The organism is Dyadobacter sp., assembly GCF_039919315.1.
Classification (GTDB): Bacteria; Bacteroidota; Bacteroidia; order Cytophagales; family Spirosomataceae; genus Dyadobacter.
The window spans coordinates 91,774-114,331 of record NZ_JBDSFX010000087.1; the positions used below are offsets into that span (position 1 = coordinate 91,774).

The 22,558-nt window shown below is 45.1% G+C and carries 17 protein-coding genes; 4 read left to right on the plus strand and 13 right to left on the minus strand.

From position 1 onward, the window contains the following. The first annotated feature begins 82 nt into the window (after positions 1-82). The gene (locus tag ABIO93_RS24230) at positions 83-820 is read left to right on the plus strand and encodes an NUDIX hydrolase (protein WP_348072525.1); all 738 of its coding nucleotides are present in this window, start codon (positions 83-85) and stop codon (positions 818-820) included. Positions 821-824: 4 nt separating this feature from the next. On the opposite strand, the gene ABIO93_RS24235 is transcribed toward ABIO93_RS24230, so the two are convergent. From ABIO93_RS24235 to ABIO93_RS24265, 7 genes are all read right to left on the minus strand, one after another. Next, positions 825-2,546 carry a carboxypeptidase-like regulatory domain-containing protein gene (locus ABIO93_RS24235; RefSeq protein ID WP_348072527.1) on the minus strand — a complete coding sequence of 574 codons (1,722 nt, stop codon included), beginning with the start codon at positions 2,544-2,546 and terminating at the stop codon, positions 825-827. A gap of 92 nt (positions 2,547-2,638) precedes the next feature. Beyond that, positions 2,639-3,229, minus strand: coding sequence for a hypothetical protein (locus ABIO93_RS24240; RefSeq protein WP_348072529.1), 591 nt, complete (start codon positions 3,227-3,229; stop codon positions 2,639-2,641). A gap of 122 nt (positions 3,230-3,351) precedes the next feature. Continuing rightward, entirely contained in the window at positions 3,352-3,735 is a 384-nt protein-coding gene (locus ABIO93_RS24245; RefSeq protein WP_348072531.1) for a hypothetical protein, read from the minus strand. 559 nt (positions 3,736-4,294) lie between these two features. After that, positions 4,295-4,690, minus strand: coding sequence for a hypothetical protein (locus tag ABIO93_RS24250; protein WP_348072533.1), 396 nt, complete (start codon positions 4,688-4,690; stop codon positions 4,295-4,297). Positions 4,691-4,692: 2 nt separating this feature from the next. Continuing rightward, complete coding sequence (locus ABIO93_RS24255) at positions 4,693-7,935, minus strand: DUF6443 domain-containing protein (protein WP_348072535.1); 3,243 nt, start codon at positions 7,933-7,935, stop codon at positions 4,693-4,695. A gap of 63 nt (positions 7,936-7,998) precedes the next feature. Further along, the gene (locus ABIO93_RS24260) at positions 7,999-11,766 is read right to left on the minus strand and encodes a T9SS type A sorting domain-containing protein (RefSeq protein WP_348072537.1); all 3,768 of its coding nucleotides are present in this window, start codon (positions 11,764-11,766) and stop codon (positions 7,999-8,001) included. Positions 11,767-12,140: 374 nt separating this feature from the next. Continuing rightward, on the minus strand, positions 12,141-12,995 hold the full coding sequence (locus ABIO93_RS24265; RefSeq protein ID WP_348072538.1) for a sugar phosphate isomerase/epimerase: 855 nt from the start codon (positions 12,993-12,995) through the stop codon (positions 12,141-12,143). 381 nt (positions 12,996-13,376) lie between these two features. Here ABIO93_RS24265 and ABIO93_RS24270 point away from each other — a divergent pair, with 381 nt between their 5' ends. Further along, positions 13,377-13,757 (plus strand): VOC family protein, encoded by a 381-nt coding sequence (locus ABIO93_RS24270; protein WP_348072540.1) that lies wholly within the window; start codon positions 13,377-13,379, stop codon positions 13,755-13,757. Positions 13,758-13,770: 13 nt separating this feature from the next. Beyond that, the gene (locus ABIO93_RS24275) at positions 13,771-14,283 is read left to right on the plus strand and encodes an SRPBCC family protein (RefSeq protein ID WP_348072542.1); all 513 of its coding nucleotides are present in this window, start codon (positions 13,771-13,773) and stop codon (positions 14,281-14,283) included. 47 nt (positions 14,284-14,330) lie between these two features. Here ABIO93_RS24275 and ABIO93_RS24280 read toward each other — a convergent pair whose 3' ends face one another. From ABIO93_RS24280 to ABIO93_RS24300, 5 genes are all read right to left on the minus strand, one after another. After that, positions 14,331-14,744 carry an OsmC family peroxiredoxin gene (locus ABIO93_RS24280; RefSeq protein ID WP_348072544.1) on the minus strand — a complete coding sequence of 138 codons (414 nt, stop codon included), beginning with the start codon at positions 14,742-14,744 and terminating at the stop codon, positions 14,331-14,333. A gap of 69 nt (positions 14,745-14,813) precedes the next feature. After that, positions 14,814-15,398 (minus strand): TetR/AcrR family transcriptional regulator, encoded by a 585-nt coding sequence (locus tag ABIO93_RS24285; RefSeq protein ID WP_348072546.1) that lies wholly within the window; start codon positions 15,396-15,398, stop codon positions 14,814-14,816. A 268-nt stretch (positions 15,399-15,666) separates the two neighbouring features. Then, the gene (locus tag ABIO93_RS24290; protein WP_348072548.1) at positions 15,667-16,362 is read right to left on the minus strand and encodes a DUF3823 domain-containing protein; all 696 of its coding nucleotides are present in this window, start codon (positions 16,360-16,362) and stop codon (positions 15,667-15,669) included. An 8-nt stretch (positions 16,363-16,370) separates the two neighbouring features. Continuing rightward, entirely contained in the window at positions 16,371-18,218 is a 1,848-nt protein-coding gene (locus ABIO93_RS24295) for a RagB/SusD family nutrient uptake outer membrane protein (protein WP_348072550.1), read from the minus strand. 12 nt (positions 18,219-18,230) lie between these two features. Further along, the gene (locus ABIO93_RS24300) at positions 18,231-21,416 is read right to left on the minus strand and encodes a TonB-dependent receptor (RefSeq protein WP_348072552.1); all 3,186 of its coding nucleotides are present in this window, start codon (positions 21,414-21,416) and stop codon (positions 18,231-18,233) included. 199 nt (positions 21,417-21,615) lie between these two features. Here ABIO93_RS24300 and ABIO93_RS24305 point away from each other — a divergent pair, with 199 nt between their 5' ends. Further along, on the plus strand, positions 21,616-21,774 hold the full coding sequence (locus tag ABIO93_RS24305; protein ID WP_348072554.1) for a hypothetical protein: 159 nt from the start codon (positions 21,616-21,618) through the stop codon (positions 21,772-21,774). A 294-nt stretch (positions 21,775-22,068) separates the two neighbouring features. Here the strand turns inward: ABIO93_RS24305 and ABIO93_RS24310 are convergent. After that, positions 22,069-22,558 (minus strand): response regulator (locus tag ABIO93_RS24310; protein WP_348072556.1); only part of this gene is annotated, 490 nt, incomplete at its 5' end.

Sequence of the window (22,558 nt, forward strand, 5' to 3'; positions counted from 1 at the left end):
GACAGATGCTCGATTTCTAACTTGTCTGTGTAATTTTGTAAAGCCTTAAAAGCGTGTTACCCTCACCCCTGAACCCTTCGTTATGCGCAATCCCAGTGAAGAGAATTACATTCAGCAGCTTTCGATAGACTGCGTTATCTTCGGTTATCACGACAAGCAGCTTAAAGTATTAGTGCCCAAGCTCGTTTTCAAAGGAGATTTTTGTGCGCTGCCCGGCGGTTTTATTTATCAGGAAGAAGACATTGACGTAGCCGCTCACCGGATTCTACAACAGCGAACGGGGATCGGGGAAATTTACCTCGAACAGTTCTTCATTTTTGGAGAGGCGTCAAGGAACAGTCTCAAATTCATCGAGAAACTCATTGAACTCAACTCCAACGAATTGACAGGAGAATGGCTTCAAAGAAAAGAATATGACTGGTTTACGAAGCGATTTGTTTCGATCGGCTACTACGCGTTGGTGGACATTAATAAGGTAGTCCCTCAAAACACAGATCTGGACGAATCCATTGAATGGTACAACATCAAGGATCTGCCGGACATGATCATCGACCATAATGCCATCGTGGGAAAAGCGCTTGAAACGCTTCGCCTGAATCTTGATGAAAAGCTCATCGCATTTAACCTGCTCCCGGAAACATTCACGATGAAAGATGTCCAGGAACTCTACGAAACCATTTTTGACAAACCTTTTGCGCGAAACAATTTTCAGAAAAAGATCCTGGACCTCAATGTACTGGAACGTCTGGAAAAGAAGTTCACCGGCGCAGCCAACAAGGCTCCGTATTTATATCGGTTTTTGAATAAAACAGCGGGTTAGAGTTTCATTGTTTATAATTCCAACTCAGGCCAAATTGGTAACCCGCCCAGGCGTTGGAGTACTTATTGACATTAAAACGCAAAAATCCTTTATCGGAGAAAGATTGATACCCCGTTTTAAACTCCTTTTGTCCGGAAGAAAATAGTGAGAACGACGGACCTGCATTCAATGTGAATTGCTTGCTGATTTTGAGATCCAGAATAGCCTGAAAACGGTACAAAACCGATTGAGGTTTCACGTCTCCGAGGTAAACATCCAGATGTTCCAGTTCCGTATACAATTTCAGGTTATCACTTAAAATAAATTGACGGCCCAGTCCAAAGCCGTACACGTATGCTTTGTGCGCACTGTTCAGGGATGATCCGACCGTCAATATATTATACAATTTACGGCTCCCGGATTTCCAGGTGATATTCCACGGAACCAGCTCATTGGCATGTACAGACAGGGAGCCGCTTCCTTTTTTAACAATATTCAGAAAACCGATACTATAACCCGACGAGCTATCCGCCAGATTGATAAAGCCCACCTGAACGCCTTTCAATCTCTTGGCATAATTAAATACGCCCAGCTGGAGACCTTTTACATTCTTCTGGCTGACATTACCTAATATGCTCATTTGCACCCCTTTTACATTTCCAGTCGCCACATTCGCACCAAGCGCAAGTTGGGCGCCGCTCATACTGCCCAAAACACTATTAAAGACAAAAGAGGCCTGAACCCCTTCCAAATGCCCTTTGATCACGCCGCCGACTCCTGTTAACTGCACTCCATTGAGTGAATCCAGCACCTGGTTGTAAATGGCAGCCACCTGAATTCCAGTCAAATGCCCGGCCACTATATTGAATGTAGTAGCCAGTTGTACATATCTGACATCCTTTTTTGAAATATTAAAAAGACCGCCGATCTCAACGCCGTTCACACCAGCCGTGTAACCTCCGTAAATATTAATAGAAACCTTGTTGATGATTTGAGAACTCATTCTCCCATGCGTGCTCAGCCCGGGAGTCAAAGACGCCTGAAATGGCAATGCCACGAAAAACCGGCCAATATTGCGACTTTGCGCGCGGAGGCGGGAAGACACTAATAGTCTGGCCAGCCAGAAGTTACTAGAATTCGCATTTGTGATGACCAAGGTATCCAGGTCAATCGCTTTCGGATAAATCAGCATTTTGAGGTCAGTATCGGCCTCGGAATTGATCACGATCGAGGTATCGGCGTACCCTACTTTGCTTAAACTTAAAGTGATGGGAAAATTCCGGTCGCGCAGACGAATTTTAAAAGCCCCGGCATCATCGGTGAGCGTAGAAACCAGTTGCTGCATGGAATATACGCTGGCATAATCGACCGGTTTATCCGTTTCGCCATCCAGCACCTGGCCTGCTATCTGATAGTACTTTTCTCTCGCCGCTCTCTGAATAATGATATAATCGCCTTTCTCTTTGTACTGAAATTTGCCGGTCAACAATGCATCCAACACCTGAGTAACCGAGCCGGACCTGACGAAATTACCAACAATGCTGTCGCTGGAAATAATATCACTGTTGTACCCAATCTTAAACCGACCCTGCTCTTCAACCAATTTTAAGATTGCCGAAACAGATTGATTTTTAACGGAAACGGATACATACTTGTCCAATATTTTTTGCGCATGACATGCAGGCACCGAGAGAAATGATGCTCCTAACGCAGCTACCAATAAAAAACTCCAAAAATGCAGCCTCATCAAATGTTCCTATGAACCGCAAATTTGGACTTTTAATGCGGGCTATCCAAGCCAGGTTCGTGTATAAACCTGGAAAACAATAGCTCTTGGATTTATATCATGGTCATTCTACGGGGAGCGTAGCTTTGAATTTGCTTCCTGATTTTGGAAAGCGTATCAGGTGTCATTCCAAGAAAACTAGCCATGTGCCTTACCTGCACTTGTGCGGCCACGAGCGGAAATTCATCCAGAAATTTCCGGTACCGTTCAATACGCAGCATCATTTTAGCCGAATCGTTATAATGAGCATATCTGTATAAAAAACTGGCTTGTAAGTCGTTGACAGTGTGTCTAAAATCTGGAAATTCATCACATAATTTGCAGTAGTCCTCTTTATAAATTTGCATAACGATCGAAGGGCATGCAGCAACCAGGCAAATGTCAGAAGGAAGCCCATGGAATACGCTCAGCGCAGAGTAAGCAAGATCCCCGGCCGAATAAAACCATCGGGTCATTTCGACATCATTATGCCGAATGTAGCTCCTCATGACTCCTTTTTTTATAAAGTACAGACTATCCTGCATCTGATTCGGATAGAAAACGGGGGCACCTTCTCGGAGGTCCAACGAAACAGCTTTACGCTCAAAAGCGTCAAACAGCGGGGATGCTGTATCAAAATCGAAGTGTAGTCGAGAATTTGTCATAAGTTATATGTTTACCTTATGACGGGGTTTTGTTTTGGAGGTCACAAGTGTGGTGGTTTTTATTTTTTTTTGTGGGTTTCTGCTGAGGGTTTGCCTAGTCAAAGTCCCTCTGAATTTATTGATTAGGTGTTTTCCATTTCAATTTTTCGTTGAAAATATATTTTCGTAGCCTCTTCGTCTCGTTCCAATAACTGATTAAAAAAGTCCTTTTTATTGCAGAGTTCATCAAAGCATAGAAGATTCAAATAATCAACATGTATATCGTCTAAATTAATATTGAAGAACCAATTTACAGGTACCTCATTGCTTGAGATAGTAAAAATCTGAAAAGGAAACCAACCCGGTCGACCATTTTCATCAACCAAAAAATGCAGGGCATTTGACCTCCTAAAAGTAAGTATCCCCATTACGATATATTCTTTTCCGATGCAAAGTCCATAGTCAAAATCATTAGGGATATTGGATGGAACGTTGGAAGGGTCATTGAATTTGCAAATTACTTTCATAATTTTTTGGTAATTCCTAACCTACAACAAACTTAAATATGTTATACATAGCGTGCCATGTTCCGGATTCTAAAATCAATTTTACGCTTTCACTATCACTAATATCTAAGTCTAAACTTCTACAATTTTGCTCACTTACCTCATCATCAATGATTCCGTTTATTTCAACATTCCTTATTTCGCTTAGTTGAATACTAATATTTCTGTTATTTTTATTTATAATTATTTTCAAATTTTTTAATACCCACCAATATTTATCACTAGATAAAAAAACATATTATCATTGATTCATTTAATACAAGCTTAGAATTTCTGGTAATGATATTTCTCTCGATTTCGCCAATTTCCTCAAATAACTTTGTAAAGTCGGCTTTTATATCCACTCTTAGGAATTTAGCATGTCTAGTAGAGTTACTTTTCATAATTATTTTAAGATCTTAGTTAATTCGACACCATTAACGCTTGTATGTTTAATTAGATTTCTTAGGCATTGGGTATTTGTGTAGTAATTGAATAGACCACATACTCTACAATAATATTCTCTCATTAATAATTACATCTACTGGATATTTGTATGAAACCATAAATCCTCAACAGAAAAAAAATCTGAAATTGATCTATAATCTAGTACTTCCTTTACCCCATCGTAATCCATTTTCAAATTTTTATCAGTAAAATCATCAACTTCAATAATTGTGATAAAATTATATTCCCTTAGAGCCTCCTGAATGACAATCGAATATCGATAATTTATAAATATTAGAGGATATTTTCTCCACAAATACGCTACAATTTCATTCTCTCTGTAAAGAACAACCCAGTTTTCTTCCTCTTCCCAAAAGGAGATATCATAACCTATAATTCGCATGTGCTCAATAACATCAAATAATACGCCGAACGACCATATAATGCTTTGAGAGGCCGACTCTCTAATGTATTTCGTTATATCCTTCATAATTATCTAATTGACCCTGGTGAGCCGTGTATAAATCCATTAGAGTTTCTATATACATTAATAATATATGTGGGTTGCCCATTCCCTAATGTTCCAATACTAGTGTTTATCACTGGTACTTTTGCTTTATTACCAATCCATAGGCCCGCTTCATCAGCATATTGTGCTGCTTTTAGAACCGCCTCACTAGCGTTCAAATAAGGATAAAAAACACTCTTTCCCTGAACACTTCCAAACAAATGCTTTTTCATTGCTTCCTGAGAAACTGTATAAACTCCATTTGTGAGCTCTCCATGCTTCGTTAACGTAAATCCGAGCTTTCCTTCTCCCGGCAAAGCATCCCCGACCAACGAAGCCATTCCCAAAACCACCTGCGTATTATCCTTCTTAACCGCTCCTTGGCTAATATCAGTAATAGCGCCCAGGAAAGGTACCCATTCTGCTTTGCTTTTTAAATCATCTGATGCCCTTTCTAATGTACCAACGGTTTCATTAAATCTCTCCTGCCTGTTGGCATAGGTAGCAGCTTCCTCTTGGGATTTTGGCTTTTGGAATAGTCCGAGAAAATCGAAAATCCTTTGTAATATTCCTTTTTGGGATTCACCTGCTAATCTTCCATCCGGGTCTATAAACCGGAGTGGGTTATCATTACCGTATGTATAAGGAGAAAATCTTCGGGATATATCCGACAGCGGATCCGCTGTACCCCACCGCCCAATCTCCGGCATATACATCCTCGCCCCATAATCCAGATACCCACTCCCGACCTGTAACTCCTTTTCATTATAAAGGTAGCGGTTTACCGAATTTCTAGCAGCCGGAGTTTGTATCGGAGAGTCCTTTGCAATCGCCAGCCCAAAAGGATAATACTCCGTATTCTGCAATACCTCTCCATTCTCATTAAAAACGATCCTTACATTGCCCAGGTGGTCTTTGATGTAATAATTGAATGTGAGTGAATCCGAGGTCAGTATCGCTTGTCCCTCTGAGGTCGCTGCTCTTTTGAACGCATTCGAGCCGTCATATTCAATGATGCCTGCATACTTGGCTATAAAGGCGTCCGCACTATTCGCATATTTATGCTTGGCGCCTGACGCATCATAGTCGTAGGTCAATGCGGGGTTGGCGCCAATCGTGATAGTTTTGGGCAGGTTCAGGTAATTGTAGGTTAGAGTTGCTCCCCGGTTACCGTCGCTCAGCATATTACCATTGGCATCATACAAATAATTGCTACCGCCATTCTTCACACCCGTATTATCTCCGGAAGCATCGCCAACGACCGAAAGCCGATTGCCGACGTAAGTATATATGAGATTATCTACCGCAACACCACTGCGGGTCAGCGTCGTAACGTTGCCATTTTTATCGTAGCTGATGCCGCTTTCGGTATTCGCATTGCCAAATATCCCGGTAGAGCCCGTCAGGCGGCTAGCGCCATCATAGGTAAATTTCAAACCTGCTGAAAACGCGTTTTCGTCCTTCCCCCGCCAGGCCAATGAATCCACACTGCCATTGCTGTAATTTGCGCCGTTTCTGTAACTGACATGTGTGGCATAAAAGGGAAGTTCGGCTGCCGCTGGCTTGTAAACTGTTTTCGCATCTGTCTGCCAGCCGCGGATATTGTTGGTAAAATCGATCCGGCGGCGGTATTTCGTGCCGGAGCCATAAGCATGCAGCCATTTACTTTGCAGTTGGCCAAGATCATTGTACCGCTGGGCAACTGTGAACACTTCTTTCGTCTTTGTACCGGTACTTATTTTCTCTTTTACACTCAGCATCCGGTCTCCATGGTCGTAAGTATACGTAGCCAGGTGCGTATGAGTGATGGCACCGGAAAGGACCTGCTCCGTTTTTTGCTCTTCCACAACGGATGCCAGGTCATATTTATATTTGATCGAAATACGCTCGTATGCGGTCGCGCCCAGGTCATGTAACTGGCGTAAAGATTGGATCGGACGGTATTCCGTATCATAATAAGTGACAGTTGAAAGCCAGCCACCGACCGCTCCGTTACCAGGCAGCATTCTTACCCTCCCACCCGTTTGCTCGCCTTTCACTTTTCCATTAAAACCCGGGTAGTAAGTCGGCACAAAAGCCCATCCGGCAGGTTTTGAAAATGCATAATCATCGTAAAATGTAATGGTCAGCAAGTTACTTTCATTGGCTCCTGTTGGCGCGGTCTGGTTTAATGAATAGCCTGCTATTACCGCATTGTTTCTTGTTTCGTGATGAGTCACAATTGCGTTCATGGTCGTTACCCATAGCGCCCTGGTATCTGTTGATGCTATTTCTCCGGTTGCAAGGGGCCTGTTCAGTGAATCATATTTTGTAAAACCCCATACATTTCTCGCTAACTGGTTTGCGTCGCGGGACAATGCGGGCCTGTCGAACTTATCATACACGATTTCCACCGCACCGGCGCCGGGGATTTGCTTTCTGACGACCCGGTTTCGAGAATCGTAATCATACAAAAACGCATAGTTTCCAAAGTTGGCATCATCCTGGAACTTAGGCTGCAAAACACCTCTTAGCAATCCGCGATTGTCAAAAACATAGTAGGTATAACCGGTTGCCGGTTCGTACTTACAAATCAACTGCCCCGATTTATCCATGTACTGGCTCGTAACAATGCCCTGCTCGTCTGTATCCTGAACCTTTATAAGAGTACCTACACTGTAAGTCCCATTTTGAGCAATTGTGTTGGCCCCTACACTGTAATCGTACCGTTTTACTTCGTTTGCTGCATTGACTGAATATTGTATGGAGGAATTGGCGCTCCTGCTATCTGGCGCACGCCCTCCCGAAGGCCTGTTGAAGGACTGTTCAAAGTATGTTTCCGTAAACGGCCTGTCCAGGTCATTTGCAGCCAACTTTTGAAGCCCGGCACTGTTCGCTGTGTACCAGCCAGCCACAGTAGTTAGCCCGTTTGCCTGGTAGGCGCCATTCCCAGCGGCAACGTAAGGCAGGTAATCTTTCGCTTTTCTCCCCATGTTATCATATTCAATGGGTTGAACAAGGTCATTACCGGTCGGGCTTTGCTTCACACCTACGTTTTGCAACGGACGGCCAAGCCCATCGATATACCGGACTTGAGTGATAACCTGGCTGACATCGTTTTCATTAGCACCGGCTTGCTTATAGATTTTGGAAATAACGTAGTTCTGGCTGTTAGTCTGCTGGGATCGTACTAGGAGGGGCACCAGAAATGCCAGTAGCATAATCATATATTTACTAAGATGCTTCATTGGTTTTTCAATATTAATAGTGTGTTTTTGGGCTCCCGGCGGGCAGCTATCGGTAGTCGAATTTCATTGCTTTACAACCCTGTGCGAGCTCACACTCCCGTCCGTATACGTGATCAGCACCACATATAAACCGGCTGGCAGTTTGTGGGTATCGATCCGCTTGGAAGCAGGCAGTTGGTGCACCAGGTTCCCTGAATTATCATAGATCCTGACGTCAGCGATCTGGCCTATGTCGTCTGTCAGCACGCTAAGTTCTTCTCCGATGGTGATGGGGTTCGGGTATAGGGAGACTTCGCTCCCCTGTCCAAAAACCACGCTTCGGATTCGGCTGTAAGCGAATGTAGCGTCGGCATCTACCATTTTCAATCTGTACAGATTCTCTCCTTTGCTGGGGCTGCCCTTGATTGGGTTATTATCCGTAAAAGAATATTGATTTTCCGCGTTACTTTCTCCCCTGGATGACACCGTTCCAATTTTAAGCCACTGCCTCCCATCCATGCTCCGCTCGACTTCAAACCGGTCACTATTGGTTTCGAAGCTTGTTGACCAAATCAATTTTACGATGTTTTCCTGCTTGGTCGCCTCAAAACTGATCAGAGTGACAGGAAGCGCTGCATCACCCAAAAGCGCCAGGGAAGTTGCGGCAATGCTGCCAGTTGGGGCGAGGATGGAACAATCCACTGGTTGTCCTGCGTAATTATAGCAATATGACGCACGGATACTACCCGGGTCGTTTGACCCAATCGTGTTGTGCACACTATTCAACCTTCCGAAGGAATCGTATTGATAGAGAATGGCTTTCCCATTCGGGTTAGTCACAGTTCGGACGCCGGTTATCGACGCATTTGTGTGCGTATAGCTGGTCATTTGTGCCGCCGGGTTGGAAGTGGCCAAAGCGTTGCGAATAAAACTAAGTGTGGCAGGAACGGCCAGGTCACTTGCTTCCGCATTATCTAAAATGGACTGATTATTGAACGAATTGATGGTGGCAAAATCACTGCCCACAATTTTTGCTAACAAAAAATGTGAGAAATAACCCCAGAGAAAGTTTTCCTTCACATCGCCGGGCTTTTGCTGTTCCAGCAGGGTCCCTCGCGAATCGTACTGAGTAAATTGCAACCTGGTCTCCAAAGTACCCGAACCGTTCTGCACTTTCACCTCTTGCGGAACATAAATGTTTGCCGACGGTGAATAGTAGGGCGTTTGCACAAGATTCTCCTGAATACCCGCAATCGTAGTTTTGGTTTCCATCATAGGCGCAATCATATGCTTGTTGGTCATTGCCATACTGACCGGATCCGCCGGATAATCGTGTGGGTACTTATACGAAATCACCACGGTTTGCCCTTTGCTATCTACCGAAGTCTGAGAAGTAACTAATCTGTTGGGTGCGTGATAGGTAGTTGTGACGGCGTCGGCAATGATACCGCCTGTTTCATAACGGGTTGTGGTTTTAGTTTTCAGGAATGGATAATACGAATATACTAATGACGCGGTGTAGCGTATCGAAGGGTAATTGGCCGTAAAAATCGGATTAGGTACCATTTTGATCCGGCGAACATGGGAATTGAACCGGCTTGCATCATCGTTGTAGCCGTAGGCCGCATCTTGCTTCAAGGAATTAGCACTATTATAGGATTGTTCCGACAATACTTGTCCACGTTCCAGTTCCATACTGTTCATCTCATCCTCTTTCCAGAAGTCCCCTACATTGGCATTATCAGATACTGCATTTTCGGCTGCCTTGTCGTGGTATCCATTGTCGTAGTTCTTATACTTGTAAACACTATAACTGCCATCCAGGTCCACCTCCGCCACTTCCGAGTAGCTGATATGATTGCCTTTGTTGCTGATCGCATTCAAGGCATCTGTACTATATTGGGTGTAGGTGATGTTACCCTCGAAATTGGGTGCTCCGGGTGTCCCGGCATACTTCGCAGGTGCCTGCACTACACCATTGAAATAAGCGAAATGAATGGGTTCGTAGCTTAAAATACCGCTGGAAGATCCATCGGCCGCAGCATAATTAAGCTTGTAAAAGTATTTTTTCTCGGTGGCTTTGTGGTTGAGATAATCATAATGACTGATCCGTTTGATCCTTAACCCTCCTGTATATACGGTTCCGTTTGCATTTTCCTGGATCGATGCCGGCCAGTATTTTGCAGTGCGGCCGTATTCATGGTTCTCAAATTCATACTCCGTATACCCGCCCGTCGGGTAGGTCACTTTTTGAAGCACTTCTGCTTTGGTGAAGTTGATATCAGGTTTACGGGAATCCAGGTAAAGCTGTCGCGTAGCTGCATTGGTGAACAGATTATAATAGTATATTGGATCGGAAGAGGTAATGTATGGGTTTTTGTTGTTGTAAAATCCGTAATCATCTGTCTTGTAGGAAAGATATTCGGGTAGCGCAAGCGGATTATATTCAAAGCTATAAGTAGGAATATTCTGGGGAGTATCCGAGTCACCTCTTAATTTAACAGACAGCAATTTAAGCCTGGTCGTGACCAAATTGGTATATGTAAATTCTACTTTCTTCTTGCGAACCCCAACCGAGTTGGACACCACAAAATTGTCCAGCTTGTTTGGAAACCGCCCAGTGATCGTCGCATCCCTGATCTCCGGATATTTGGTAAAATGAAACTGGCTATGCAAATCTGCGGGTACGGCACCGCAATTAGGAAGAGGCGGATTCACCACATTGAACGTGTATCCCAATTGCTGATTGGCAATGCTCCAGTTAAATTTGACTTTGCTGATGGGCGTAACAATTTCGTCCAGATAACAGGGATGATACAGTGTGCTTTTGATGATCTTTCCTTTTGGAGCATTGTCATTGTCGGCAAACTTACCGGGCAGAATAATCCTATCGCTGACATAGGCTTCACTGGTCATATAAAATTTGTCCCTCTTGTAGTTCAGGTCAATCTTGTATCCATTTGGAGATTCGATCGAGGTTAAATACCAACTTGTAGGGAGGGTGTTTTCGTCCTTCAAATCAAACCCGTTATAAATCATGCCGGGCCGTGTAAATTCAATGGACTGATCGGTTCCTCCAAATGTATATTTGACTCCCTGACTGTCGGTCAGAGTGAATTTATATACAAAATTGCGTTGCTTGATTATGTTCGTGTAGGCTACTCCTGTCGCCAGACACGAAAGCGGGAGCTGCGGCTCTATCGGCATCGTGAATTCCTTATAACTCAGAGCGGGGTCCTTTTGCACCAAAATATCTTCACCTAGCTCGGTCTTCATACGTAATGCATCGGTATGGTCTATATAAAATTTACCAGTACGTCCGCCAAAATTATATTGGTATTCATCATAGCGGCCTTCTGCATTTACGAAAACGGTTTGATTCTTCAGATGGGTTTGCATAGTCGCCGCCGACGACCAGTTTGGATCATTCGTAGGATTGAAATTAACCGGGACCGGAACATTATCCGGGAAATTATAAGGAGTTGTTCCTCTCGATACCCGAATTATAACACCGCCCGTATTCAGCATCCAGCCATTACCTGTAATTCCTGGAAATGCATCCGGCTTCGTGCCAATGGCCTGATGGTAGCGCAGGCTCAAATCAATAGAAAGCTCCTTGTATGCTACCTGATAGAGTGGAATAAGAATGTCGGGAGTCCCCGTAAAATGGCTGACAGGAGTATCGCCAAAAACACCAAATCCTGATGCAACCGGCGAAGCTGTGACCAGACTTCGGTTGATATACTGATTGGACTCAAATTTTTGCTGTGCATACAAAGTGCTGTGGAACGAGAAAATCAGTGCCACGGCTACCATTAAGAATTTGTGTGTGCAATGTTTTTTTAATGTCATTGTAAAAATATTATTGGAGGAAAATCAAAAGTAAAAGCATAGCTCCGCCATGAAATGAAATATTCATTTCGAATTTTAATGAATGATCAATGAGTCAATTAGGAAGCAATCAGAAGAGTTGAGAAGAAATCGCAGTTACCGGATCCACTGCAAACTTAGAAGAGCCAGGTATCATTGGCAACCGTTGAAAGACAGAAAATCATCCGCCGTCGCATAGTGTATTTGAATTATGTTGACAGTCATTCGCAACTAATGCTTTCAAATGAGTCAATTTTTTTCTCAGGATGGGAACGCATCGCAGGGATGGTAGCGGCAGACAAAAAAAAATGGCCAGGCGATAGTTGAGATATCGCCTGGCCAAAGGACCTGCAAGTTTATTTCTTCAGGCTTTTCAGATAAGCCATCGTCTGCGGCACTTGTGTAGCGTAGCTCGGGCTTTCATCTTCAATGTAGTAATGCTCAATCGCCGACTTTTTAGCAGCTTTCAGTATGGCCGGAATGTCCAACTGCCCGGTCCCCAGGGCAACATCATTCGTTACTGGTGTGCCGCCCGACAAGTTTCCCACCACGCCTTTGCGCAGGTCTTTCATGTGCATGAGTTTGAAACGTGTCGGATACTTCGTGAGCAGACCAGCAGGATCGCCGCCAGGAAAAAATGCCCAAAGAATATCCAGTTCGAAACTTACATAATTAGGATCCGTTTTCTTGATAATGTAATCCATTAATGTGCCGTCTTCATGCTTTTCGAACTCGTAGCCATGATTATGGTAGCAGAATGTGAGGCCAAATTCATCCTTTAATTTCTTCCCGATCGTGTTGAAATCTGCTACCGTACTATCAGCCTTGGCGAGTGTAAATGCACCTTTGTGAGGCACCCAGGCCACACGTACAAACTTGGCACCCAGCGTTTTGGCATTCTCTCCTACTTCCTGCGTTTTATTCAGTGCCTGCTCATAACTTACCCCAAAAGAGGAGCATTTCATACCACGCTCGTCCAGCAGCTTTCTGAGTTCCGCGGCCGTTTTTCCGAACAGACTGGAAAATTCCATATCCTTGATTCCCAACCCTTTCAATGTATCTAGCGTAGCCGCAGCATCTTTGGACAAGCTCGAACGATACGTAAACGATACCATGCCTGGCATCTCCGGAAAAAGTTGTTTCCCCTTCTGCGCAAAAAGCAGGTTGCTAGATAAAGTAAGGGCAATAATAAGCAGATTCTTGAACTTCATATCCGTTTTCAGGTTGGTTAGCGGTTAGCTGATTTTTGTTTGTAATCTTCAAAATGCAATCACTGCATTTCTTTCAACATGACGAAATGCAATGCCTGCCTCCCTGACCGGAGTATGTGAGGTTTTCATAATAAAAATGACTACCTTCTTTAATTTGCAGCATTGCTGCACAATACTCTATCCTATCTCAGAGGGTAATCCCCAGTCGAGTATGGTTCTCGCATTCAAAACTTAAAATCAGGTATAATTTTCAAACGGATGAATTAATTTTCTTGACAAACCGAATGGTAATATATACATTTGAATAACCGAACGGTTATATAATGTTGATAGAGACTAAAAACCGGTCGGGAGTAATGTTTTTCACTAAAAATTGATGTCATGAAAATTGAGATGGTTAGCGTTTATGTAAGTGATGTGAATAAGGCATTCAAATATTATACGGAAGTGCTGGGCTTCGTTGAGAAGATGTATGTGCCGGAAGCAATGATCGCGATTGTGGCATCTCCCGCTGATCCGCAGGGAACTTCCCTGATGCTTGAACCCAACGAGAACCCCATCGCGTCTTCTTATCAAAAACAACTCTATGAGGCAAATATCCCGATCATGACATTTTCAGCAGAGGATATTTATGACGAACATAGTAAACTGGTGGCGGCAGGCGTCAAATTCCGTAAGGACCCTAAAAAGACCGACTGGGGCATTGAAGCCATTTTTGAAGACACTTTTGGCAATCTGATCCAGCTGGCTTCCCTATCTTAAACGAGACATCATCATGACTGGAAAAGGAAAAATACTTGCTCCCGGAGTACTCTGTTTTGAGCGCTTTTTTGACAGCGCAATCGAAAAAGTATGGTCCTATGTGACAGAATCCGACAAGCGCGGCAAATGGCTGGCGCGTGGTGAAATGGAGCTTTTTGCAGGTGGCATGGTAACCCTGCATTTTTTGCACAGCGAGCTGAGCCCGCTTCCGGGGACTATACCAGAAATGCACAAAGCAATGGAAGCAGGGCACACATTTACAGGAAAGGTCATTGAGGTCGATCCTCCTCACTTACTGACATTTACCTGGCACGACGACTCGGAAGTAACCTTTGAACTCACAGAAGCAAAAGGCGGGGTGCTGCTGGTACTAACACACCGGAAACTCGCGGATTCCGAAGCGACAAGACAGAATGTGTCGGCGGGATGGCATACGCACCTGGGCGTTCTGGAAGCAAACCTGAATGGAACTACGCCGGAGAATTTCTGGGTTTCTTTCGAAAAAATTCAGGAAGAATATCGTTGAATAGGAAGGCCTTCTCTTGTCAAAATAGAGAAGGCCTACGTTTTTAACTATGAAACCAATGTGGCGTTCAGTTTGATTTCGAAGCTGAATGCATTGCTTACCGGACAAGTCTCTTCGGCTCCTTTGGCAATTTTCTGGAATTCGTCCTCCGCGATTCCCGGGATTTTTGCTTGCAATGTCAGTTCCGACAATGTGATCTTGCCGTTGTCCAATGTAATCACAGATTGTGTTTCAAGCGACTCCACTTGGTAACCGGCCTGAGTAAGGTCAAGGTCCAGCTTCATGGTAAAACAACCAGCGTGGGCTGCTGCCAGTAACTCTTCCGGGTTGGTCCCTACCCCATCCGCAAACCGGCTATTGAATGAGTATTGCGTTTTGTTGAGCGTTGTGCTCTGGGTGGTCAAATGTCCGGCACCTGTTTTAATGTCTCCTTGCCAAACGGCTGTTGCATTGCGTTTCATTGTATTTAAATTTAAAAGTGATAAAATAGATAATACTGTACCAATTGGTACAAAATAGGATAAAAAAATTTATTCGATTACTCTGAGATTCATTTTGATCAAATCCAGCAACTTGCCGTGATCATTCTCCATTCTTTTTGTCACGTTAAATCCGTTCCACAGGTTGATCAGGTAAGACGCCAGCATTTCGGGTGATTGCTCCGTTTGCAATAGACCTAGTTTTTTACCGCGACGCATCGCTTCCGCAAAAATGGTTTCCAACAGTTGCAGGTTTTCCGCCGCCATCATTTTCAATCCAGACTCGTGACCGCTGATCTGAACGAGAGCATTTCCAAAGTAGCAGCCCTGGTTCCCGATCGGAGAATCCGCCCCGGCCAGGGACAAAAAGAAGTCCTTCACCAGCCTGACCGGATCATCGCAATTCACGACGGCCTTCCTGAACTCTTTGAAATTCTGGTCCACCACACGCTGCATTGATTTTTCAAACAGCTCTTGCTTACCACCTTTAAACGCCAGGTAAAAGCTGCCCTTACCGATGCCGATCGCTTTAAGCAGATCATTGGCAGAGGCATTTTCATAGCCCTTCTCCCAAAACACTTTCACAGCATTGTCCAATGCTTCCGATTCGTCGTATATTTTAGGTCTGCCTGCCATTTTGATCTCTTTGATGAAACAAATGTACAATACTTTACCGATCGGTACAAAACATTTTGAAAGTTTTTTTGGTTTTTTATTTTGTCATCCAGGAGCGCAGTCGAAGGACGTTACTAGCATGGTACAGCGCCTTTGCATCGTGCATCTGTACTTCGACTGCGCTCAGTTTGACAAAGTAAACATTTGATTAACAATTAATTACAAAATTAATTGATGGTAAAGCAGCGACCGCCTACGCTCAATGCGACAAACTAGAACCCCCACACCATCACTTCAACATGATCTTCTGAGGCGCTCCAAACAGCATTTCTCCTACTCCGGACGTCTTCACACCGATTCTGGCATAAATGTACTCGCGGCCGGCTAATGCGGCCGGAAGCGTTACGGTTAGCGAGATTGGTTTGCTGAGATCGGTCATGTTGGCTGCTACCTCCTGCGCATTGCCATCATTGTTGTTAGGATCGACGATCGTCGTTTTGCCAATGTACAAATTGACCCTTTCCAGGGTACGTGAAGGATCTGTTTGCTTCAATGTAAACGTAGCAGACACTTTCCCTTCCCCTTTCGAGTAGGTATCATTTTGAAAAACAAAATAAGGCTGAACCGGAACGTCCAACTCCTTGGTGCCACGCAATTCTACTTCAATGGTATCTTTATTATCCAGCCAGGGACCATTGCCAGGCAAGCGTACCAGCTTATAGTTTCCGTCAAAAAGGGAAGCTGAAAAAGTACCATCTTGATTAATGTAAACCGGAATTTTGGTAAATAACTGGTAGCCCCGCTGCCATAATTCCAGCTGTACACCATTGGAACGTACATTGACAGGCTTACCGTCGTAAACAATACGGCCTTTTAAAACAGACCTGGGTTCGGGGCGGTTATCCTTTTCGCAGGACGACAGCATGGTGGCAAATGTGAGCACACCCAGCAAAAGTTGCGCCGTAGAGAATATTTTCGTTTTCATAAAATGGATCAGTGGAATGGGTTCCGAATGATTTTTGGGTTGTTATCGATGACAAGCTGCTCAATGGACGAGTAATAGTTGCCCATTTGAAAAAACCTTGGGGCGCGGAAACGCGGGGCCACCAGTTTGTCAAATACATATTTTCCGTGCGTGGCGTGTCCTGGTCGCACAACGCGGTACGGATACAGCGCGTAAATCACGGCATCAGGATTGGCGTTATTTCCGTTCCACACCTCATGAGCAGTTCTCCACCGTACCAGGTCCCAAACGCGGTGATCTTCAAAAGCCAGCTCCACGCGTCTCTCGTTTTTCAACCGATCGAATGTCAGCGTTTTAAGGCTGTTGGCCCCAAATCCTGCGCGCTCGCGAACCAGGTTTACGTATTTCAATGCATTCGTATTTTGTCCTAATTCAAATGCAGCTTCACTGGCATTGAGATAAATTTCTCCTAAACGGAACCGTATCCACCACATATCGCTGCGGATACCGCGGGTACTGGACATAGCGGTTTGATCCACATATTTTCTCAGGTAAAAACCAGAGTTGGTCACCTCGGTTTGTGAACGCTGCGGACCGGATGAACCTGTGAGGAGGCCGCCGTCTTCGTAAGTAGATCCTAATGTATTGGATTCAACGTTCTGGAAGCTGTTAGCGCTTCCGTTCCAGACTTTCACGCCCGCCTGTATCTGTACAGGTGTGCCGCGGAAGGATGTGCCCGGGTAAATGACCGTACCGTAAAGACGCGCATCTTTGTTTGCAAAAATCCCCTGAACGTTGTCGTAGTAAATGTAGTCAGTATTACCCGCGTTCCTGGTTTTCAACTCTCCCGAGGTACCGTCCAGGTATTCGAAATCTTCCACCAGGTTCAGCGACGGCGTAATGGACGAGGACGAAAGATTGTCCTCACGCACATTACGGGCAATGTTGTCGTAGGTAAACCCGTGTCTTTTGTCCTTACTTACCAGAAAATCCTGCGCAAGAATTACTTCTGGATTGGCTGATTTCTTGGTAATCGCGTCATAAAAGTTTTCACCCAGATTCGGGTTCGTTTTGTAAAGCTGATAGGCTCCGCTATTGATGATCTCCTCAGATGCAGCGAGTGATTTGGCATAATAATCATTGGCCCGTGCTGCCGGAATACCTACTTCGCCACCCGGGGTTTTGATCGGCGATGCGAGCAGATTATTGTACTTGGCAATTGATCCCGCGTAAAGCATTGCCCGGCTTTTCAATGCCATGGCCGTGAACTTGTTAGCACGGGTATTGCTGCCACCATTACCAAGTTGTTCTTTGATCGCGTCGAGCTTCGTGGCGATGAAGTCGTAAACTTCTTCTTCTTTGCTGCGGGGCAATTGAAGATAGGAAGGATCGCCATTGTAATCGTAAATGAGTTGCTTTGTTACCAGTGGCACTCCACCCATGCGCTTCACCAATTCGAAGTATACAAATGCTCTGAGGAAACGGAATTCAGCAGAAAACTGCGTTTTTTGAGTCTCAGATAACGAAGTACTGAATTTTTCGATGTTTTCAATGGCTAGGTTAATGTCCCTGATCAGGCCATAATCCCAATACCGCCAGCGATCGAAAGGATAGGAAACAATGTTATTCCGACCGTCGTCATTGTTTGACCACATGGCTTCATCATAAGCGGCAAACTCGGCCCAGCCGGTGGTGAGCGACGTATGCGCCGGCAAGCGATCGTAGTAGTTGGCTAGCAGACCGGTGATCATTTTCGAATCGTTCCAGACCTGTTCTTCCAGAATAATGTTTTGCGGCTTTCTGTCGAGCCATTCTTCTGCACATCCCGAAAGAATGAGGATCGCGAAGACTAGGATATATTTTGAAAATCGTGGCATAGCTGATTGGAATTAAAAAGTGATATTAAAGCCTGCATTGAACAGACGCTGCTGCGGATAAACGAGCGCGTTACCTGACGAAATTTCCGGATCGATCTCATACTTTTTCACATTGTCGATCGAGAACAGGTTGCTGGCATTGACGTAAATGCGCAGTCCCAGTTTTTTCAAAATTTTCTGGTCAAAATTGTAGCCCAGCTCAATGTTACGCAGACGAATGTACCGGACGTTGGTAATCCAGAAATCACTTTTCCTGAAATTAACGTGGCTCGAATTGTCTTTCCGCAATGCTGGATAGGTTCCAGGAATCCACTTACTGTTCGGATCGAACGGATCTTCACGGTGCCAGCGGTCTTCCAGCATAAAATGCGGCGAGGTACCATTGTTCTGGTAAGGAATTTTCAGCTCGAAATTGCGCTGGAAGCTTTGAAGCGACGCACCGGCGAAGTCAAAGAACATGGAGAAGCCTTTGTAAGAAACACTGCCATTCAATGCAAAGCTCAGGTATGGATTGGCTCCTTCCGCATACCCGATCGGACGTTCGTCGAGGTTGTTGATGATCCCGTCGCCATTCACATCCTTATATATGAAATCTCCCGGTAACTGCGTCCTGTTGCCCTGGCCGTCGTTATTGACCGTATGCGCTTCTATTTCTTCCTGCGACTGAAACTGCCCTGTTACCTGGTAGCCCCAGTTGATGTTCCCCCAGCGGTCCACAAAAGAGTCGCGGTACTCGTTGTAAGAGTTCCCGAAGCGTGGCTTGTAGAAATCCAGGTCACGGCGGCGGGAAAGTGTTGCATTGGCGCTGATGGTGTAGTCAATCTGGCCCACAGAACTTTTGTACGTCAGCACACCTTCGATCCCGCGGTGCGTATCGCTGTTCAGGTTTTCATTCGGCAACGTATAACCTACCTCGGACGGCAGCAGCACATCGTAACGTGCAGCCGGAAGTCCTTCTCTTTTTCTTTCAAAAATATCAACCTGACCATTTAATTTCCCTCCTAATAAACCGAAATCCAAACCAATGTTGGTAGAGATATTGGTGATCCAGGACAATGTCGTGATCGGCAACCCTCTTGGTCTTACACCAATATTATAGGTACCATTGAAAATGGCGCTTCCCTGCAAAAAGTTGTAACCTGGCAAATAACTGAACGGCGCCACCAGGAACGCATCATTCGCGAGTCTGTCACTACCCGTGCGACCATAGGAAGCCCTTATTTTCAGGTTGCTGAATACTTTTTCAAGCTTTCCTTTAAAGAAACCCTCTTCCGAAATGCGCCAGCCCGCCGATACACCGGGGAAGAAACCGAAACGTTTTCCTTCCGCATAAAGGAATGAACCGTCATAGCGTCCCACACCTTCAATGAGGTATTTTTGTTTGTAACTATAATTTACCCGGCCAATGTAACCCGCCCTGGCCTCCGTACTCCACTCGTCCAGCAGATAGTCCTGATTGGCAAATGACATCAATGGAACATAATTATTAGGCGGCACCGTATGCACGATCATATAAGTGTTCACATTGTCCGACTGCTCATAAGCCGCAACAGCGGATAGCTCGTGGTCGCCGAAAGCTTTACTATAATTCAACTGAAACTGTGCGAAACGGTCCACTACATTCCTTTTCCGACGTTCACGCCAGGGGTTTTGGTTACCACCGCCTGCTACCCCATTATAGGTGTCATTGGCTTTGTCGTACGAGTAGGCGTCATAAGTGTACTCGAAGCCGTCGAAATCAAAGTTGCGGTATTGATACGAGTAGGTACCTTTTGCTTTCAGGCCAAATGCGAAGTCGTATTCAGCATAAAAGTTACCTTTCACAACCCGGTCTATTTCGTCAATGTACCCCGTTACTTCCTTTTTATAGGTAGCAGGGTTCACATTCACATTATGGGTCTGATTAATATATTTGGGGTTATCATTGGCGTATGGACGTTCGGTCGGCCACATGGTGAAAATGCTCAGGAATGGATTGAAGTAATCGTCCAGACCGGGTACCCCCACCTGAAAACGGTCCTCGATACGGGCGCTGATCTGTGCTCCTACTTTCAGTTTTTTAGTGATATTGGATTCAATGTTCGCCTGAATGTTGGTACGCTTAAAGCTGTAATCACGGATCAACGCATCCTGGCTCAGGTGACCTACCGACAGGAAATAACTGATCCTTTCGGTACCACCGGAGGCATTGGCGTTCAAAGAAAATTGTGGCACATTCGGACGCATGACCATTTTATAATAGTCAAAACTCTGGTAGCCTTTTTCAGTTCCCGCTTTCCATTTTGCCAGTTCTTCCGGTGTAATGGTAGGTACACGCCCCTGGTTCACGTCCGATTCCACCAGGCCGCGCATATGCTGATACGCATTGGCAGGCTTCGGATAGCGCGTGAAGTTTTGTAAACCATAATAACCCGAAAGATTGATTTTTGCCGGCCCGTCGCCTGCTTTACCACGCTTGGTGGTGACCAGCACCACCCCATTTGCAGCCCGAAGTCCGTAAATGGCGGCCGAAGCATCTTTCAATATCGAAATGCTTTCAATGTCATTCTGGCCGAGGTTATTGAAGTTTCCAGCATCAGAAGGTACACCGTCGATGACGTAGAGCGGAGTACCCAGGTTCCGGATCTGGATCGAGGTGGCCGCACCGGGACGGGCGTCGGCCTTCCGCGCGGTGATACCCTGTACCCTGCCTACCAGGGCATCCGAAGTTCCGATGGAAGGGGTCCGGATCAGGTCCTTGGCCTGAATATTACTCACCGCGCCCGTTACCGCAGCGGATGACTGGGTACCATACCCAACTACCACAACCTCAGTAAGTTCCTCGCTGCTGGGCACCAATGTTACATTGAATGATGATTGGTTTCCGATCGCTACGTCCTGAGAAGTGTAACCAATGAAGGAAAATGTAAGCGTGGGCGCAGCATCTTCCACAGTCAGCGTAAAATTTCCGTCGCTGCCCGTAGTTGTTCCCTTGCTGGTTCCTTTCACGATCACGCTCACACCAGGCAGCGGGCCATTTTTTTCATCCACAACCTTGCCCGTCAGGGTTTTGTCGATCCGAAGATTGACATTGGGCCTGGCTGCTCCGAAAGCCTTTGCGGCTTGGACCGGGGCCCGGGATACTAGCATTCCTGTGACCACTACGGCACAAAAAAGCCCGCAACGCCCCATGATGGAGCTTTGTATAGTTCTGTTCATAGAGTTAAATTGTTAAGATGAGATTCGGAAATTTGGGCAATATCATTTCATGCTAACCGATTCCGTAATCAGTCAGAATGTTTCGAAAAAATATGGTCATATCACACAGCCAGATTACTTGGCTCAAAAAAAAACGAACGGTTTAGTATACACGTAACTTACCAACTGCTATCTTCCACCTCCATAGGCATCCTGTTTTTTGAAGTTGATACATCTGATACTACCCGGAAGCTTCGTAACGCTTGCCATTGTTCCATTTAAACCGGAAATAGAGCAGAGCGGCTACCTTCCACAACCTCGCGGCTTCGTAGCATCATTGACTAAGACGCTTCGTTCAGAAGCATTGACGGAACTCTAAACTGCCTGGCGGCTCAGAGTAATTTCCAAAAGGAAGAATGATTTGCTGTTTTCATGTGTTTGCTGTGATTTGTTCCCAAAAATGTATAAAACCTCGTCGGGTAGTATTTCTATTACCAACGAATCAAAACTAATACGTATAAATCGATCGATTTTCACAATACAATTTTAAAGCAAAATAATGCTAAAAACATTCCTTGTTTTGATTAGTACTGACTGTATTTTGATGTTTTTTATAATTTTATGACCATTTTATTGAAAAATATCACCAGAAGTCATGATTATGTACCCCAGGCTATACATCCATTTGAAGATGGTGAATCTTGTAGAATGCTCGTTTGAGTACGGTTTTGATCACATCGAGCTTCATCGGTTTGGACATATAATCATCCATTCCGGCACTCAGGCAGTTGTTTCTGTCCTCAGTCATCGCATTGGCGGTGAGGGCGACAATGTAAGGCATAGGCCCGTACTGATGCCGGATTGCCTTGGTCGCCTCTAAGCCATCCATTTCAGGCATTTGTACATCCATCAAGATGAGGTCGAATGAGCCTTGCGACAACTTGTCGAGCACCTCATTTCCATTGTTGGCGATCACAATCCCGTACCCCAGCTTTCTCAGCACATAGTCGATAAACTTCTGATTAACCAGATTGTCCTCCGCGACCAGAATGGCAAGGGGGTATTTGGCCGAAAAGTCTTCGTGCAGGACCTTCGCCTCCGTGGCCGCAGCGGACGGAAGCTGCATTTTGTCCGTGAGCGCTGCATGGATGCTTTGCCGCAGA

Excerpts from the sequence above, each read along its gene's own strand:
- ABIO93_RS24230 (WP_348072525.1), top strand. The coding sequence starts at position 83 with ATGCGCAATCCCAGTGAAGAGAATTACATTCAGCAGCTTTCGATAGAC.
- ABIO93_RS24235 (WP_348072527.1), bottom strand. The coding sequence starts at position 2,546 with ATGAGGCTGCATTTTTGGAGTTTTTTATTGGTAGCTGCGTTAGGAGCA.
- ABIO93_RS24240 (WP_348072529.1), bottom strand. The coding sequence starts at position 3,229 with ATGACAAATTCTCGACTACACTTCGATTTTGATACAGCATCCCCGCTG.
- ABIO93_RS24245 (WP_348072531.1), bottom strand. The coding sequence starts at position 3,735 with ATGAAAGTAATTTGCAAATTCAATGACCCTTCCAACGTTCCATCCAAT.
- ABIO93_RS24250 (WP_348072533.1), bottom strand. The coding sequence starts at position 4,690 with ATGAAGGATATAACGAAATACATTAGAGAGTCGGCCTCTCAAAGCATT.
- ABIO93_RS24255 (WP_348072535.1), bottom strand. The coding sequence starts at position 7,935 with ATGAAGCATCTTAGTAAATATATGATTATGCTACTGGCATTTCTGGTG.
- ABIO93_RS24260 (WP_348072537.1), bottom strand. The coding sequence starts at position 11,766 with ATGACATTAAAAAAACATTGCACACACAAATTCTTAATGGTAGCCGTG.
- ABIO93_RS24265 (WP_348072538.1), bottom strand. The coding sequence starts at position 12,995 with ATGAAGTTCAAGAATCTGCTTATTATTGCCCTTACTTTATCTAGCAAC.
- ABIO93_RS24270 (WP_348072540.1), top strand. The coding sequence starts at position 13,377 with ATGAAAATTGAGATGGTTAGCGTTTATGTAAGTGATGTGAATAAGGCA.
- ABIO93_RS24275 (WP_348072542.1), top strand. The coding sequence starts at position 13,771 with ATGACTGGAAAAGGAAAAATACTTGCTCCCGGAGTACTCTGTTTTGAG.
- ABIO93_RS24280 (WP_348072544.1), bottom strand. The coding sequence starts at position 14,744 with ATGAAACGCAATGCAACAGCCGTTTGGCAAGGAGACATTAAAACAGGT.
- ABIO93_RS24285 (WP_348072546.1), bottom strand. The coding sequence starts at position 15,398 with ATGGCAGGCAGACCTAAAATATACGACGAATCGGAAGCATTGGACAAT.
- ABIO93_RS24290 (WP_348072548.1), bottom strand. The coding sequence starts at position 16,362 with ATGAAAACGAAAATATTCTCTACGGCGCAACTTTTGCTGGGTGTGCTC.
- ABIO93_RS24295 (WP_348072550.1), bottom strand. The coding sequence starts at position 18,218 with ATGCCACGATTTTCAAAATATATCCTAGTCTTCGCGATCCTCATTCTT.
- ABIO93_RS24300 (WP_348072552.1), bottom strand. The coding sequence starts at position 21,416 with ATGAACAGAACTATACAAAGCTCCATCATGGGGCGTTGCGGGCTTTTT.